11 protein-coding genes and 1 tRNA gene are annotated in these 14,588 nt (G+C 62.3%); 9 read left to right on the forward strand and 3 right to left on the reverse strand.

From position 1 onward, the window contains the following. Window positions 1-227: 227 nt before the first annotated feature. From HMPREF2785_RS10865 to HMPREF2785_RS10900, 8 genes are all read left to right on the forward strand, one after another. Complete coding sequence (locus tag HMPREF2785_RS10865) at window positions 228-1,934, forward strand: ABC transporter ATP-binding protein (protein WP_070615508.1); 1,707 nt, start codon at window positions 228-230, stop codon at window positions 1,932-1,934. After that, window positions 1,931-3,898 carry an ABC transporter ATP-binding protein gene (locus tag HMPREF2785_RS10870; protein ID WP_070615511.1) on the forward strand — a complete coding sequence of 656 codons (1,968 nt, stop codon included), beginning with the start codon at window positions 1,931-1,933 and terminating at the stop codon, window positions 3,896-3,898. Before HMPREF2785_RS10865 ends, HMPREF2785_RS10870 begins: the two co-directional genes overlap by 4 nt. An 86-nt stretch (window positions 3,899-3,984) precedes the next feature. Next, window positions 3,985-5,244 (forward strand): Na/Pi symporter, encoded by a 1,260-nt coding sequence (locus HMPREF2785_RS10875; protein ID WP_070615513.1) that lies wholly within the window; start codon window positions 3,985-3,987, stop codon window positions 5,242-5,244. A gap of 11 nt (window positions 5,245-5,255) precedes the next feature. Then, the gene (locus HMPREF2785_RS10880; protein WP_070615516.1) at window positions 5,256-5,618 is read left to right on the forward strand and encodes a hypothetical protein; all 363 of its coding nucleotides are present in this window, start codon (window positions 5,256-5,258) and stop codon (window positions 5,616-5,618) included. Beyond that, entirely contained in the window at window positions 5,611-6,573 is a 963-nt protein-coding gene (locus tag HMPREF2785_RS10885; RefSeq protein WP_070615518.1) for a substrate-binding domain-containing protein, read from the forward strand. Before HMPREF2785_RS10880 ends, HMPREF2785_RS10885 begins: the two co-directional genes overlap by 8 nt. A gap of 10 nt (window positions 6,574-6,583) precedes the next feature. Beyond that, complete coding sequence (locus tag HMPREF2785_RS10890; protein WP_070615521.1) at window positions 6,584-7,213, forward strand: DUF1707 SHOCT-like domain-containing protein; 630 nt, start codon at window positions 6,584-6,586, stop codon at window positions 7,211-7,213. A 22-nt stretch (window positions 7,214-7,235) separates the two neighbouring features. Next, window positions 7,236-8,477: a pyridoxal phosphate-dependent aminotransferase gene (locus tag HMPREF2785_RS10895; protein ID WP_070615524.1), complete on the forward strand. Its 1,242-nt coding sequence runs from the start codon at window positions 7,236-7,238 to the stop codon at window positions 8,475-8,477. A 453-nt stretch (window positions 8,478-8,930) separates the two neighbouring features. Then, on the forward strand, window positions 8,931-10,454 hold the full coding sequence (locus tag HMPREF2785_RS10900) for an ABC-F family ATP-binding cassette domain-containing protein (RefSeq protein ID WP_070615669.1): 1,524 nt from the start codon (window positions 8,931-8,933) through the stop codon (window positions 10,452-10,454). A 299-nt stretch (window positions 10,455-10,753) separates the two neighbouring features. Here the strand turns inward: HMPREF2785_RS10900 and HMPREF2785_RS10905 are convergent, their stop codons facing one another. From HMPREF2785_RS10905 to dcd, 3 genes are all read right to left on the reverse strand, one after another. Then, complete coding sequence (locus tag HMPREF2785_RS10905) at window positions 10,754-12,289, reverse strand: FMN-binding glutamate synthase family protein (RefSeq protein WP_246821247.1); 1,536 nt, start codon at window positions 12,287-12,289, stop codon at window positions 10,754-10,756. A gap of 56 nt (window positions 12,290-12,345) precedes the next feature. Continuing rightward, window positions 12,346-13,674, reverse strand: a complete 1,329-nt coding sequence (locus HMPREF2785_RS10910; RefSeq protein ID WP_070615674.1) for a UDP-glucose dehydrogenase family protein — start codon at window positions 13,672-13,674, stop codon at window positions 12,346-12,348. A gap of 198 nt (window positions 13,675-13,872) precedes the next feature. Next, window positions 13,873-14,436, reverse strand: a complete 564-nt coding sequence (gene dcd, locus HMPREF2785_RS10915) for a dCTP deaminase (protein ID WP_070423298.1) — start codon at window positions 14,434-14,436, stop codon at window positions 13,873-13,875. Between the two features lie 74 nt (window positions 14,437-14,510). Here dcd and HMPREF2785_RS10920 point away from each other — a divergent pair. Then, window positions 14,511-14,584 (forward strand) — tRNA-Gly (locus tag HMPREF2785_RS10920). Window positions 14,585-14,588 lie beyond the last annotated feature (4 nt).

Below are 14,588 nucleotides of genomic sequence, written 5' to 3' on the forward strand. Positions count from 1 at the left end.
ACGTCCGCGCGATGTGTCGATTTTTTGTTGCAAAATCGACATGACGCACCCCGCGGACCGCTGCTACAACCACAGCCCAAAAGGCGATATCGTCTTTTACACCAACCACCGGACCGCGACCTGGGGTTTTGCAACGGCGCACCCTGTAAAAGGCGATATCGTCTTTTAGGCAGCAGCACGCCAGAAACGTCTACACTTGCCCGGTTACCTACAGAAAGGGCACCCACGTGGATCTCATCCGCTTAACCACGCGATTTGGAAAACGCTACGCGCCGACGATTGCGCTGGTTATCGTGCTGCAGCTGGTCACGACCCTGGCCACGCTGTACCTGCCGGATTTGAACGCGGACATCATCAACAACGGTGTCGCACAGGCTGACGTGCCGTATATCTGGCGGGTTGGCCGCACGATGCTGGTGGTGGCGCTGGTGCAGGTCGCCGCGGCGATCGCGGCGGTGTGGTTCGCCTCCCAGGTGGCCATGGACACCGGCCGCGACATCCGCGCGGCGGTGTACGAGCGCGTGACGGGCTTTGACCACGAGGACATGTCACACTTCGGCACCGCCACCTTGGTCACGCGCGGGACGAACGACGTGCAGCAGGTGCAGATGACGTTTCTGCTGTTCATGAACTTTATGGTGGCGGCGCCGATCATGGCTATCGGCGGCATCATTATGGCGTTGCGCCAGGATGCGGGTATGTCGTGGCTGGTGGTCACGGCGGTGTTGGTGCTCACCGTGGTTGTCGGTATCACTGCGGGGTTGTTGATGCCGATGTTCCGCAAGATGCAGTCGAAGCTGGACAACATCAACGGTCTGTTGCGTGAGCAGATCGCCGGCATCCGTGTGGTGCGTGCGTTCGGCCGCGAGGAGTTCGAGGCGCAGCGTTTCACGGAGGCCAACGAGGACATCTCCAGGCTGAGTCTGAACATCGGCCGGGTGTTTGTGACGATGTTCCCGGCGATCATGCTGATCCTGAACCTGGCCACGGCGGCGGTGTTGTGGTTCGGCGGGCATCGTGTCGACGACGGCCTGGTCGAAGTCGGTTCGCTTACCGCGTTTATGCAGTACCTGATGCAGATTCTCATGGCGGTGATGATGGGTGTGTTCATGCTCATGATGCTGCCGCGCGCGATCGTGTGCGCCACCCGCATCGAAGAGGTGCTCCGGCATGAGGTGAAGGCGCAGGCGACGATGGGGTCGTCGATAAGCAATGGCGTCGTGCGCTTCGAGGATGTGTCGTACACCTACCCCGGCGCGGAAAAGCCAGTGCTGGAGGGGATCTCGTTTGAGGCGCGTCCGGGCACGACCACGGCGATCATCGGCGCGACCGGCAGTGGCAAAACCACGCTGGTGGGACTGCTGCCGCGGCTGTATTCGCCCACGTCAGGGCGTGTGCTTATCGACGACACCCCGGTGACCACCATCCCCCGCCCCGATCTCGTGCGGGCGGTGGCGATGGTGCCGCAGAAACCGTGGCTGTTCTCGGGAACCGTGGCGTCGAACCTGCGCATGGGCAACCCTGAGGCGACCGATGCGGAACTGTGGGCGGCGCTGCGGACCGCGCAGGCGTCGTTCGTGGAGGATCTGGACATGCCGATCTCCCAGGGAGGCACGAACGTTTCCGGTGGTCAGCGCCAGCGTCTGTGCATTGCGCGGATGCTGGTGGCGGATCCGAAGGTGTATGTGTTCGACGACTCGTTTAGCGCACTGGATGCCACCACCGAGGCAAACCTGAACGCCGCGATGCGCGAGACGGTACAGGACCGGACGGTGATTGTGGTGGCGCAAAAGGTGGCGTCGATACGCAATGCGGATCAGATCCTGGTCATGGAGGCCGGGCGCATCGTCGCCCGCGGCACGCATGAAGAACTGCTGGCGCAGTCCGAGACCTACCGTCAGATCGAGCGCAGCCAGGCGGAGGTGGACGCATGAGTGAGCAGATGACCGAGTTGTCTGACGAGCAACTCGCCGAATACGAAGCGAAAATGGCCGGCGACGACTACTCCGGCAAGGCGCCGCGCAAGGCGAAGAACTTCTGGCCGTCCGCGAAACGCCTGCTCGGGCTGCTCGCTCCCTACAAGGCTGCGCTGACGGCGGTGTTTGTCATGAACGCCCTGTCTGTCCTGTTGGGCGTGCTTGCACCTCGCGTGATGGGCCGCGCCATGGACGTGATCTTCTCCGGCGTGGTGTCCAAGCAACTCCCGCCCGGCACCACCAAGGAACAAGCCGTCGAAGCGATGCGAGCGGCCGGGCAGGATCGGTTCGCGGACATGGCCGGCGCGATGGACCTCACCCCGGGCAGCGGCATCGACTTTGACCGTCTCCGCGACCTGATCGTGCTGGTCCTGGCGCTGTACTTAGCCTCTGCGATGTTGATGTGGGCGCAGGGCGCGATCCTGAACAAACTATCCATCCGAGCGGTGTTCAGCCTGCGCGAACGGGTTGAAGCGAAGATCAACCGCCTGCCGTTGTCCTACTTTGATACCCGTCAGCGTGGCGACGTCATGTCGCGCACCACCAACGACGTAGACAACGTCCAGCAAGCCCTGCAGCAGTCGTTGTCCTCACTGTTCAACGCGATCCTGACCGTGGTGGGCATCCTGGTGATGATGTTCGCCATCTCGTGGCAGTTGGCACTGGTCGCCCTGCTGGCAATCCCGCTGACCGGCCTGGCCATGGCGGTTGTAGGTACGCGCTCGCAGCAGCAGTTCACCACCCAGTGGAGGGCCACCGGCGACGTCAACGGGCATGTGGAGGAGTCCTTCTCCGGCCACGACGTGGCGGTCATCTTCGGCCGCACCGACCAGCTGCGCTCCCAGTTCGACGAACGCAACGAGGAACTCGCCGGCGCTGCCCAGAAGGCGCAGTTCCTGGCCAACTCGATGCACCCGATCATGCAGTTCGTCTCCTACCTGTCGTACGTGGCCATCGCGGTACTCGGTGGTGTGAAGGTCGCCTCCGGCAGGCTCACGCTTGGGGATGCCACCGCGTTCATCCAGTACTCCCGCCAGTTCAACCAGCCGCTCGGCGAAATCGCCGGCATGATGCAGATGCTGCAATCCGGCGTCGCGTCCGCTGAGCGCGTCTTCGAACTGCTCGACGCTGAGGAGGAACCCGAAGACCAGGCCCCGGACCGCAAGGGCAAGCGCGTCGAAGGCCTGGTGGAGTTGGACGACGTCTCCTTTGGTTACGGGACGGATCGCAGCGACGCTCCCCCACTCATCGAACACCTGAACTTACGCGTCGAACCGGGCCAGACCGCCGCGATCGTCGGACCGACCGGCGCCGGCAAAACCACGCTGGTGAACCTGATCATGCGGTTCTACGACGTCGACGCGGGTGCGATCACCATCGACGGCACCGACATCCGCGACATGCCACGCGCCGCGCTGCGCAGCCGGATCGGCATGGTGCTGCAAGACGCCGTGCTGTTCAAGGGCACGATCATGGAAAACATCCGCTACGGCCGCCTCGACGCCACCGACGAGGAGGTCATCGCCGCTGCGAAGGCCACCTACGTGGACCGTTTCGTGCACGCGCTGCCAGAGGGCTACGACACCATCGTCGACCAAGACGGCGGGTCTATCTCCGCAGGTGAGCGCCAGCTGATCACCATCGCGCGCGCGTTCCTCTCCCAGCCTGCGCTGCTGATTCTCGACGAAGCCACCTCCTCCGTGGACACCCGCACCGAGGTGCTGGTCCAGCAGGCGATGAACGCGCTGCGCTCCAACCGCACCTCGTTCGTCATCGCACACCGCTTGTCGACGATCCGCGGCGCCGACACCATCCTCGTCATGGAACACGGAACGATTGTGGAGCAGGGCAGTCACGCTGAGCTCGTCGCAAAGCAAGGCGCGTATTGGAAACTGCACCAATCGCAGTTCGGAGAAGACTAGAAAGTTCTCCCAGCGTTCACCCAGATTTCACTCTGCGTGTGTACGGTCAGCGCGAACGACTGCCGTACACGAGTGATTGGGCGAGCATGAACACACACGCAGCGGGCGGGGGCACCGCGCTTAAGGAAGCAGCACCGGAAAACCCGGAGAACACCGCCACCCGGGAGGATGACGCTCCCAAGGATCCACTGGGCTTTTTGCCTTTCGACGGCGCCGCCAAGCAAGCCGCGAACTGGATTGCCGTAGCGCTCGGCGTGTGGCTGCTGCTCAACGGCGTGGGCATGATCGGCGACGGCTTCAAAATGGTCGCCGGCGACCAGGCCGAAGAACTGTTCTCATTCGCCGAGAACCCGTTCGTTGGCCTTGCGATTGGTGTGGTGGCCACGGCGATTATTCAGTCGTCGTCGACAACCACCTCGATTGTGGTCGGCATGATCGCCGGTGGCCTACCGCTGAGCATTGCGGTGCCGATGCTGTTCGGCGCCAACATGGGCACCTCGGTGACCTCCACCCTGGTCGCGCTCGGCCTGGCGGGTAACAAGACCCAGTTCAAAAACGGTTTCTCCATGGCGACCGTGCACGACTTCTTCAACCTCATCGCCATCTTGATCTTCTTCCCGCTGGAGATCTTCACCGGCTTCTTGTCGCGCACCGCGTCGGCGATCGCGCCGTCGCTGAGCGGCCAGGGCGAAGGTGTTGTCGCCGGTGCCTTCGAGGCCATCGGCGACGGGCTGGATACCATCACCGAACCGCTCGTTGCCCTGGCTGGCAGTCTTGTTTCCCCGCTTGGGGATATGTGGGGCGGCATCGTCCTGTCCATCGTCGGCATCGCACTGATTCTGTGGTCCATCCAGTTCATCGGCAACCTGCTCAACGCCCTGCTGGTGGGCAAGGCCCAAGAGATCCTCTACGCCGCGCTGGGTAAGAACTCGTTTGTTGGTCTGCTCTCCGGCGCGGTAATCACCACCCTGGTGCAGTCCTCCTCCACCACCACCGCACTGACGGTGCCGCTGGCGGCCTCCGGAAAGTTCGAGGTACGCACGCTGTTCCCGTTCGTGGTCGGCGCGAACATCGGCACCACCGTCACCGGCCTGATCGCCGCGTTCGCCGCCTCCGGCGCGGACGCCGAAGCCGCCATGGCCGGCGCGCTGGTGCACACCCTATTCAACGTGTGCGCCGCAGCCGTCATCCTTGGCATCCCGTTCATGAGCAAACTGCCGCCGGCCGGTTCTGACTGGCTCGCCGGCCTCGCCGTAAAGAACAAGCTCTACGTCTTCCTCTGGATCGGCGGAGTGTTCTTCGCCATCCCAATCCTCGCCGTTTTCATCTCCAACGCGCTCACCTAAGGAGCAGCACCATGACCGACGCGAACCAGACGCCAGACCTGTCGCCCATGGCGCAGGAACTCATCCAGAACGAAGCCCCCGACAACGCACTTGTGGCACTGCTCAACGAGCTCGAGGAAACCGCCGCAGAACTTCGCGACGAACTCGCCGCCCGCCACGCCACCAACCAAGCACTGCTTAGCGACGACACCGACGCCGACACCGACCACCACGCGCGCTACAAGAAGGTCAACCCGAACGTCACCCCAGAGCAGGAAGAAGAGCTGGAGAACTTCCCCGAATACTGGGCCAACGCGCAAGGGTCCTGGTCGAGCCTGTTCAAACTGCTTCGCGAGTTCCGCGTCGAAATGCGAAAGGGTCACAACGATGCGTAAAACCCTCACCGCCGCACTCGCGGCCGCGGCGGCGCTGACGCTGGGCGCTTGCGCCGGTTCCGGCTCTGGCACTGGCTCCGGTTCCGGTGCCGGCGAGGCGTTCACCATCACGGGGTCGTCGACAGTCGAGCCCATCACCCGCTACATGCTCAACCGCTACAACTTCGACGCCGAGCTTGAGGCGGTCGGTTCGACCGACGGCTTTGACAAGTTCTGCGCCGGTGACGCCGACATCAACGACGCCTCCGTCGCCATTCCCGGCAGCGAATCCTCCATCGACTACCAGGCACAATGCGCCGAGGCCGGCGTGGACTTCTTCGAGTTGCCGATAGGTCTGGACGCCATCACCATCGTTAAACACGCCGACAACGACTGGGCCACCGACCTGACCGTCGAGCAACTCCACGACATTTGGTCGAAGGAATCCACCGTCACCACCTGGTCCGACATCGACCCATCTTGGCCGAACGAGAAAATCAACCTCTACGGGCGCCCCACCGGCTCCGGCACCCTCGGCGTGTTCGAGGACATGGTGCTTGGCAACGACACCATCCGCGACGACTACCAATCCAGCGACGACATCCAAGAACTGTCCACGTGGGTCTCCGAAGACGTCAACGGCCTGAGCTTCATGGGCATCGGCAACTACCTAGCCACCGAGGGCACGGTGCGCAACAAGATCGACAACGTACTCGTCGACGGCATCGCCCCCACCGCCGACGAAGCCAAGAGCGGCAACTACCCCCTGTCGCGCCCGCTGTTCATCTACGTCAACGCGGAATCGGCGAAGAAGGACAACGTCGGCGAGTTTGTCACCACCTACCTCGACAACGCCGAAGCCGTCATGCCGCGCGTGTACTTCTACCAACTGCCCGAGGAGGTCTACGACGCCACAAAGCAGCGCTTCGCCGACGGCACCACAGGTATCGACGAACAGTGGCACGCATTGAACTAACATCACGTCCATGAGCACCCCCTACGGCAACTTCCGCATCGGCGACCAAGAACGCATGGACGCCATGGACATCCTCGGCCGTGCACTCGGCGAAGGCCGGTTGGACATGGCCGAGTTTGACAACCGGTGCCAAGCCGTCGCCGAGGCCCAAACGCAGCAGGACCTGCAGCCGATTTTGGGGGATTTGCCGACGGGCCGGGGCGGTGGGGTCGTCGATAAGCAAATGCCCGACGATGCGATCCTGTACAGCCAAGCCGAAATCATGCAAGCACGACGCTCCGGACGCAGGACTCGCGCCGGCGTATTTTGGCTGGGCACCATCGGCACCATCGGCCTGGTGAGCATCTTCGGAGCCGCGGGATCAACTGCGCTGTCCGGCCTGTCGCTACTGATCATCCCCACCCTGTTCATCCTGCTCTACGTAATGAAGGTTGGGCCCGACTCCTGGTACACCCCCAGCCTGCGCCAACTCGAACAACAGCGCCGCCAAGAAATCAAACGCCGACAACTCGAAATCGAAGCCGCCCAGGTCCACCAGCAGGCCCTCATGCGCGCACAACGCAAAGACCAAATCAACCAAATGACCAACGACGCGCTCAACATCGCGCAAGACACCGTCAATCGCTTCCGCCGGAAGTAGACCCGGCCTACAGTGGTAACCCATGAGCGAGCCACTGAAACCGCACCGCCACTTCGACCAGGCGGAAAAACTCAAGAACGTCTTCTACGACATCCGCGGCCCCGTCACCGCCACCGCCGAGCAGATGGAACGTGACGGGCACACCATTTTGAAACTCAACACCGGCAACCCCGCCGTGTTCGGTTTCGAAGCGCCCGACGTGATCATGCGCGACATGATCGCCAACCTGCCCACCTCCCAGGGCTACACCACCTCCAAAGGCATCACCTCCGCCCGCCGCGCAGTGGTCACCCGCTACGAAATGATCGAAGACTTCCCGCACTTCGACATCGACGACGTCTACCTCGGCAACGGCGTGTCCGAACTGATCAGCATGGTCACCCAAGCCCTGCTCAACGACGGCGACGAAATCCTCATCCCCGCCCCCGACTACCCGCTGTGGACCGCCGCCTCCACGCTCGCCGGCGGCAACGTCGTCCACTACCGTTGCGACGAAGAGGACAACTGGAACCCATCCCTGGAAGACATTCGGGAGAAGGTCACCGACCGCACCAAGGCGATCGTGGTCATCAACCCCAACAACCCCACCGGCGCCGTCTACTCCCGCGAGATCCTAGAAGGCATCGCCGACATCGCCCGCGAGCACGAGCTCATGGTCCTTGCCGACGAAATCTACGACCGCGTACTTTACGACGACGCCAAGCACATCTCCATGGCCGAAGTCGCCCCCGACCTCCTCTGCATCACCTTCAACGGCCTGTCCAAGGCGTACCGTGTCTGCGGGTACCGCGCCGGATGGATGGTCGTAACCGGCCCGCGCCGCCGCGCCAAGGGATTCATCGAAGGGCTTGATCTGTTGTCGGGTACCCGCCTGTGCGCCAACGTGCCCGGCCAACACGCCATCCAGGTCGCGTTGGGAGGCCGCCAGTCCATCTACGAACTCACCGGCGCCGGCGGCCGCCTACGCAAACAGCGCGACATCGCCGTCCGCAAACTGCGCGAAATCCCCGGCGTTTCCGTCGTCGAACCCAAGGGTGCGTTGTACTGCTTCCCCAAAATCGACGCCGAAATGTACAACATCCACGACGACGAACGCTTCATGCTCGACCTCCTCAAATCCGAGAAGATCCTCATGGTCCAAGGCACCGGCTTCAACTACCCCACCCCCGACCACTTCCGCGTGGTCACCCTGCCGTGGGCGTCACAGTTGGAAAACGCCATCGAGCGACTGGGCAACTTCCTGGTGGACTACCACCAGCACTAGGGGTTGTTGGCGGTTGGCGGTTGGGCGCCGCTTTCCGAAAATAGTTCCCGGCCGGGGAACTATTTGGGGGCTTCGACCCTTTCTCGCCGGCATTCCCCCAGGTCGGCACGCCGTTGAGACAAAATAGTTCCCGGTTTCGCGCTGAGGCCGGGAACTATTTTGCACGCCCGCCTGCTACGGGTGTTAAGGCCTCCTCCCTGACACATTCCACAAAATCTGTCAGGGCCAATTTCTGACCAGGCGCGATGCCGGTCGCTGACAGATTCCGCCGCAATCTGTCAGCCGCGAGGGGTTGTGAGTGGCCGACACCTACCCCGACTTACAGCAGCACAAACCCCTTGACCCCAAACGGACGCTGCCATAGTATCGACGAGGAATTGTCCCCGAAGGAAGGAGTAGGCCGTGCTCATGTTCCGTGTTTCCGCCTAACACGAAACAGAAAGTTGAATGAGCATGCCTATTTCCCTAAATAACGTCTCCCTCGAGTGGCCTAACGGAACCTCCTGCTTCTCGGACTTGAATGCCATATTTTCAAGTCACCTGACCGGCTTAATCGGCGATAACGGTTCCGGAAAAACGACTCTGATCAGGGTCATTCTCGGCGAGCTACAGCCGAGCACGGGTTCGGTCGAACGCCCGTCGAAAGTCGCTTACCTACCTCAGGATCTTGGACTGCAACCGGACACTACGGTTTCGGACGTCTTTGGGGTTACCGAAATCATCGAGGCAATCAACGCCGTCGAAGGTGGCCAGTTCAATCCCGAATTGTTCGAGCTCATTGGTGACCGGTGGGATGCTGCTGAAGAGACTCAGGCTGTGTTGTCAGCTCATGGACTCGAGCTCAACTTGGACAGGCCGCTGTCTACCATGTCCGGTGGAGAGGCTGTTCGTGTTGCACTAGCTGCGCTCATGGCAGACAACCCCGATTTCATCGTGATGGACGAGCCAACAAACAACCTCGATTCGGAAGCAAAAGCCCAGCTGATCCATTCTCTTTCCAAATCCACTGTTCCTGCAATTGTGGTGAGCCACGATCGCGACTTGTTGGATTCCGTGGACGAAATTGCAGAACTTCACGACGGGAAGCTACGTCTTTTCCCCGGCAACTACTCCGCCTACCGCGAAACTCTGGCCAGCGAACAGGACGCAGCGATGCGGGAGGTGCGGGACAAGAAGGCGGTTCACAGTAGGCAGGTTCGGGAGCGTGAGGCGATGCAAACTCGCATTGCTCGGGACGCTCGTCGCGGAAAGAAGTTCGCGGCTAACAAACGCAAACCTGGCATGGCGATGGGGCTGGACAAGGATCGGTCGGAGAAGACTGCTGCTCGGCGTGGTGCGGCTCATGCCGAGTCTGTGGAGTCGTCTCTCGCTGCGTATCGTCACGCACAAGACAAGGTTCGCGACGATCAACATGTGTTCATTGAGCTTCCCGGTACGGCGCTTCCGAACGGAACCCGTGTTATGGAAATCCCAGGGCTCACTGTTGTGGGCCCCGAGCGTGTCCGGATCACTGGGCCGAACGGCAGCGGAAAGACGACCCTGCTCAACTCTGTTGCAGACGGTAGCGCGGGGTATGTGATTAGGAATGTGGGGTACCTCCGGCAACGCATTGTTCTTGACCCCAACCGGTCAGTTTTGGAATTGGTCTCGGAGGCCAACGCGTCTGCTGACCCGCAGTATATTCGGGACCAACTCGCGCAACTGTTGTTTCAGAATGAGACTGTGCACGCGCCTATTGGAACGCTTTCGGGTGGTGAGCGTTTCCGCGTTGAGTTTGCCCGCGTTCTTCTTTCGTCGCCTGCTCCGCAGCTATTGCTTCTCGACGAGCCCACCAACAACATCGATATCTCAACCGTGAACTGGCTTGTCTCCGCTCTTGAGAGTTATGCAGGTGCGGTTCTTCTCGTCAGCCACGACGAAGACTTCTGTGAGCGTATGAACCTTGACAGGGAAGTTTCCATCGATGATCTGACCTGATGCCCCCTGCAGCCCCCGCAAAATAGTTCCCGGCCGGGGAACTTTTTGGGCGTTTGCACCCCACCGCGGCGGTGTTTCCCCAGGTCGGCATCCCGGCGGGGTAAGAAAGTTCCCGGTTTCGCACTGAACCCGGGAACTATTTTGCACGCCCGCCTGCTACGGGCGTTGAGGCCCCGTCCCTGACAGATTCCACAAAATCTGTCAGGGTCGATTTCTGACCAGGCATGATGCTGGTCACTGACACATTCCGCCGTACTTTGTCAGCCGCGAGGGGTTGTTAACGGCAGACAGCAACCCAACTACACCGGGCGGAAGGTATCCGGCGAGGCGGCCTTCCAGTCGGCGGTCCAGGATGACGGCGGGTCTTCGAGCAGCTGGCCCGGCCGCAGCCATTCGTAGATGGAGGCGTAGGAGCGGGACTCGGTCGGGGAGATGTTGCGGCGCAGCATCTCGGGGGTGAGATCCGCCGGGTCGGTGACTCCCATGGAGGCCATGAGGCGCACGGCGGTGTTGACGGTGGTCTTGTGGTAGTTGTACACCGCCTGGGACTTGTCCTTGACCACAACGGCGCGGTTGCGGCGCGGGTCTTGGGTGGCGACGCCAGTGGGGCATTCGCCGGTGTGGCAGCGTTGTGCCTGGATGCAGCCGACGGCCATCATCATGGCGCGGGCGGAGTTGGTGTAGTCGGCGCCTTGGATCATGCGCATGACGATGTCGGAGCCGCCGGCGACTTTGCCGGACGCACCGAGTTTGATTTGGTCGCGCAGGCCGGTGCCGACGAGTGCGTTGTGCACGGTCATCAGGCCGTGGGTCAGTGGCATGCCCATGTGGTCTTCGAAGTCGATGGGGGCGGCACCGGTGCCGCCTTCGGATCCGTCGACGACGATGAAGTCGGGGGCGGTGCCGACCTCGCGGATGGCCTTGCAAATGGCAAGCACTTCTCGACGACTCGACACACACAACTTGAACCCCGCCGGTTTACCGCCGGACAGTTCGCGCATCTTCGCGATGAACTCGATCAACTCGACAGGGGTGCTGAACACGCGGTGGGCTGCGGGGCTGATGCAGTCCTTGCCCATGGGCACGTCGCGGATTTCGGAGACTTCCTTGGTGATCTTGTCGGCTGGCAGCACGCCACCGATGCCCGGCTTGGCGCCCTGGCTGACTTTCAGTTCGACCATCTTGACCTGGTCGTCGGCGGCGCGGTCGCGGAACTTAGCGGGGTCGAAATCGCCGTCGTGGGTGCGGGCGCCGAAGTAGCCGGTGCCCATCTGCCAGACGAGGTCGCCGCCGAATTCCTTGTGGTAAGGGGAGACGCCGCCTTCGCCGGTGTTGTGGGCGAAGCCGCCCATGGCCGCACCCTTGTTCAGTGCGCGCACGGCGTTTTTGGACAGGGAGCCGAAGCTCATGGAGGACACGTTCAGCATGGAGATGGAGTACGGCTGGGTGCAGTCCTTGCCGCCGATGAGGGTGCGGGGCGGTTCGGAGGGTTCGTCGACAGGCGCGAGCGTATGTACGAGGTGTTCGTGGTTGGTGGCGTAGACGTCCTGGACGGTGCCGAAGGACGTTTCGCTTTGCATGCCCTTTGCGCGTTCGTAAATTGCGTTGCGCTGATCGCGGTTGAAGGGGCGGCCGTCCCAGTCGCGTTCGATGAAGTATTGGCGCAGTTCGGGGCCGATGTCGGTGAGCAGGGTGCGCATGTGCCCGAGTACGGGGTAGTTGCGCAGGACCGGGTTTTTGGTCTGAGTGAGGTCGTGGATGGCCACGCCGCCCAACGCCGCTGCGACGCTGCCGAGGGCGACCTTGGCAAAGTTTCCTGACTTGTCCTTAGGCATGCGCCCCATCATGCCTTAATAATCTGTAGTTGTTGACAGGCACGCGGTTTCGTCGACTAGAGGGTGCGTCCGAGCGCCCGCATTTCCCATCCGGCATTGCGCCATTGTTGCACGTCCAGGACGTTTCGGGCGTCGATAAGCAATTGCTTTTCGACGACCCCAGCAACCCACTCCGGATCCATCTCCCTAAACTGCCCCCATTCGGTAGCGAGGATGGTCAGCTCCGCGCCGCGCAGCGCCTCTTCGAGCGTGTCGGCGTAGTCCAGGGTTGGGAAGACCTTGCGGGCGTTGTCCATCGCCTGCGGGTCGAAGACGGTGACGTTCGCGCCGGCCAGGGAGAGTTGGCCCGCCACGGCGAGGGCTGGCGAGTCGCGCACGTCGTCCGAGTTCGGCTTAAACGCTGCACCCAGCACCGTGATGTTGCGCCCGATCAGGCTGCCGAGTTCCTCGCGTGCCATGTCGACCACGCGCTGGCGGCGTCGCATGTTGATCGCATCCACCTCGCGCAGGAAGGTCAGCGCCTGGTCCGCGCCGACCTCGCCGGCGCGCGCCATGAACGCACGGATGTCCTTCGGCAGGCAGCCCCCGCCGAAGCCGAGGCCGGCGCCGAGGAATTTGCGGCCGATGCGGTCGTCGTAACCAATCGCGTCTGCGAGTTGGGTCACGTCCGCGCCGACGATCTCGCAGACCTCGCTCACCGCGTTGATAAACGAGATCTTCGTGGCCAAAAACGCGTTCGCCGACACCTTCACCAACTCCGCCGTCTGCAGGTCAGTGACGATAAACGGGGTGTTGTTGGCCAGCGGCGTCGCGTACACCTCGCGGGCGATTTCCTCCGCGTGGGAGTTCTCGCTGCGGTGTCCTAATACGATCCGGTCCGGCTCGATCGTGTCCTTGACGGCGTATCCCTCGCGCAGGAACTCCGGGTTCCAGGCGATCTCCACGGTCGCGCCTCGGCCGGCGCGACGAGTCAGATCGTCGGCGCGTTCCTGCAGCGCGGCGGCCGTGCAGACCGGGACCGTGGACTTGCCCAGGATGACGTGGTGGCCGTGCAGTTTGGGCACGAGGTCGTCGATAACCGCCTCGACAAAGCGCGTATCCGCCGCATACGACCCGCGCTGCTGCGGCGTGCCCACCCCGATGAAGTGCACGTTGGCGAAGTTGGCGGCCTCGTCGTAATTCGTCGTAAAGCTGAGGCGACCTGCGTCGATGTTGCGCTCCAGCACTTCGGGAAGGCCCGGCTCGTAGAACGGCACCGTGGAGTTCTTCAGCGCCTCAATCTTGTGCTCGTCCACGTCGACGCCGAGTACCTCGTGGCCCAACTCCGCCATGCACGCCGCATGCGTCGCGCCAAGATAACCGGTGCCGATCACAGTCAGTCGCATGGTGGCCATTATGCCGTGGCGGTGCGGAGGCTGCAGGGTGACGCGGTGGCGGGGTTGATCGTCTAGTTCCCTCGGCAGGCTGCTAGACGATTCGCACCGTATTGCAAACCATCTTCAACATGACCTGGGGAAACGCAGACAAGGCGGGCGGATCGTCTAGCAGTTCGGACCGTCTAGCTAGACGATGCACCACCAGCCCTACTGAAAGTTCAGGTACGCCTTCGACGGTGTCGGGCCGCGCTGGCCCTGGTACTTCGAGCCGAGCGCACCCGAGCCGTACGGAGTGTCAGCCGGGGAGGTCATCTTGAACAGCGCGAGCTGGCCGACCTTCATGCCAGGCCACAGCGTGATCGGCAGGTTGGCCACGTTAGACAGTTCCAGCGTGATGTGTCCGGAGAAGCCCGGGTCGATGAAGCCCGCGGTGGAGTGGGTCAGCAGACCCAGGCGGCCCAGCGAGGACTTGCCCTCGAGGCGACCGGCCAGGTCCGCGGGCAGCGTGAAGCATTCCAGCGTGGAGGCGAGGACGAACTCGCCGGGGTGAAGGACGAAGGCGTCGTCGTCGGAAACCTCGACGAGCGTTGTCAGGTCCGGCATCTCCTGCTTCGGATCAATGTGCGTGTACTTCGAGTTATTAAAGACTCGGAAGAACTTATCCAGGCGCACGTCAACCGAACTCGGTTGGACCATCGACGGATCGAAGGGGTCGATGCCGAGGTGGCCGGAGTCAATGGATTCGCGAATGTCGTGATCTGAAAGCAGCACGACACAGAGTGTACTTCCCCACCCCTTGCCCGGTTTTTGGAGCCGGTTCCTGCAGTGCTAAAGTCGTAAAAGCTGCCGGCGTAGTTTAGTGGTAGAACATCAGCTTCCCAAGCTGAGAGTGCGGGTTCGATTCCCGTCGCCGGCTCCAAGGC

The organism is Corynebacterium sp. HMSC067D03, assembly GCF_001811185.1.
GTDB lineage: Bacteria > Actinomycetota > Actinomycetes > Mycobacteriales > Mycobacteriaceae > Corynebacterium > Corynebacterium coyleae.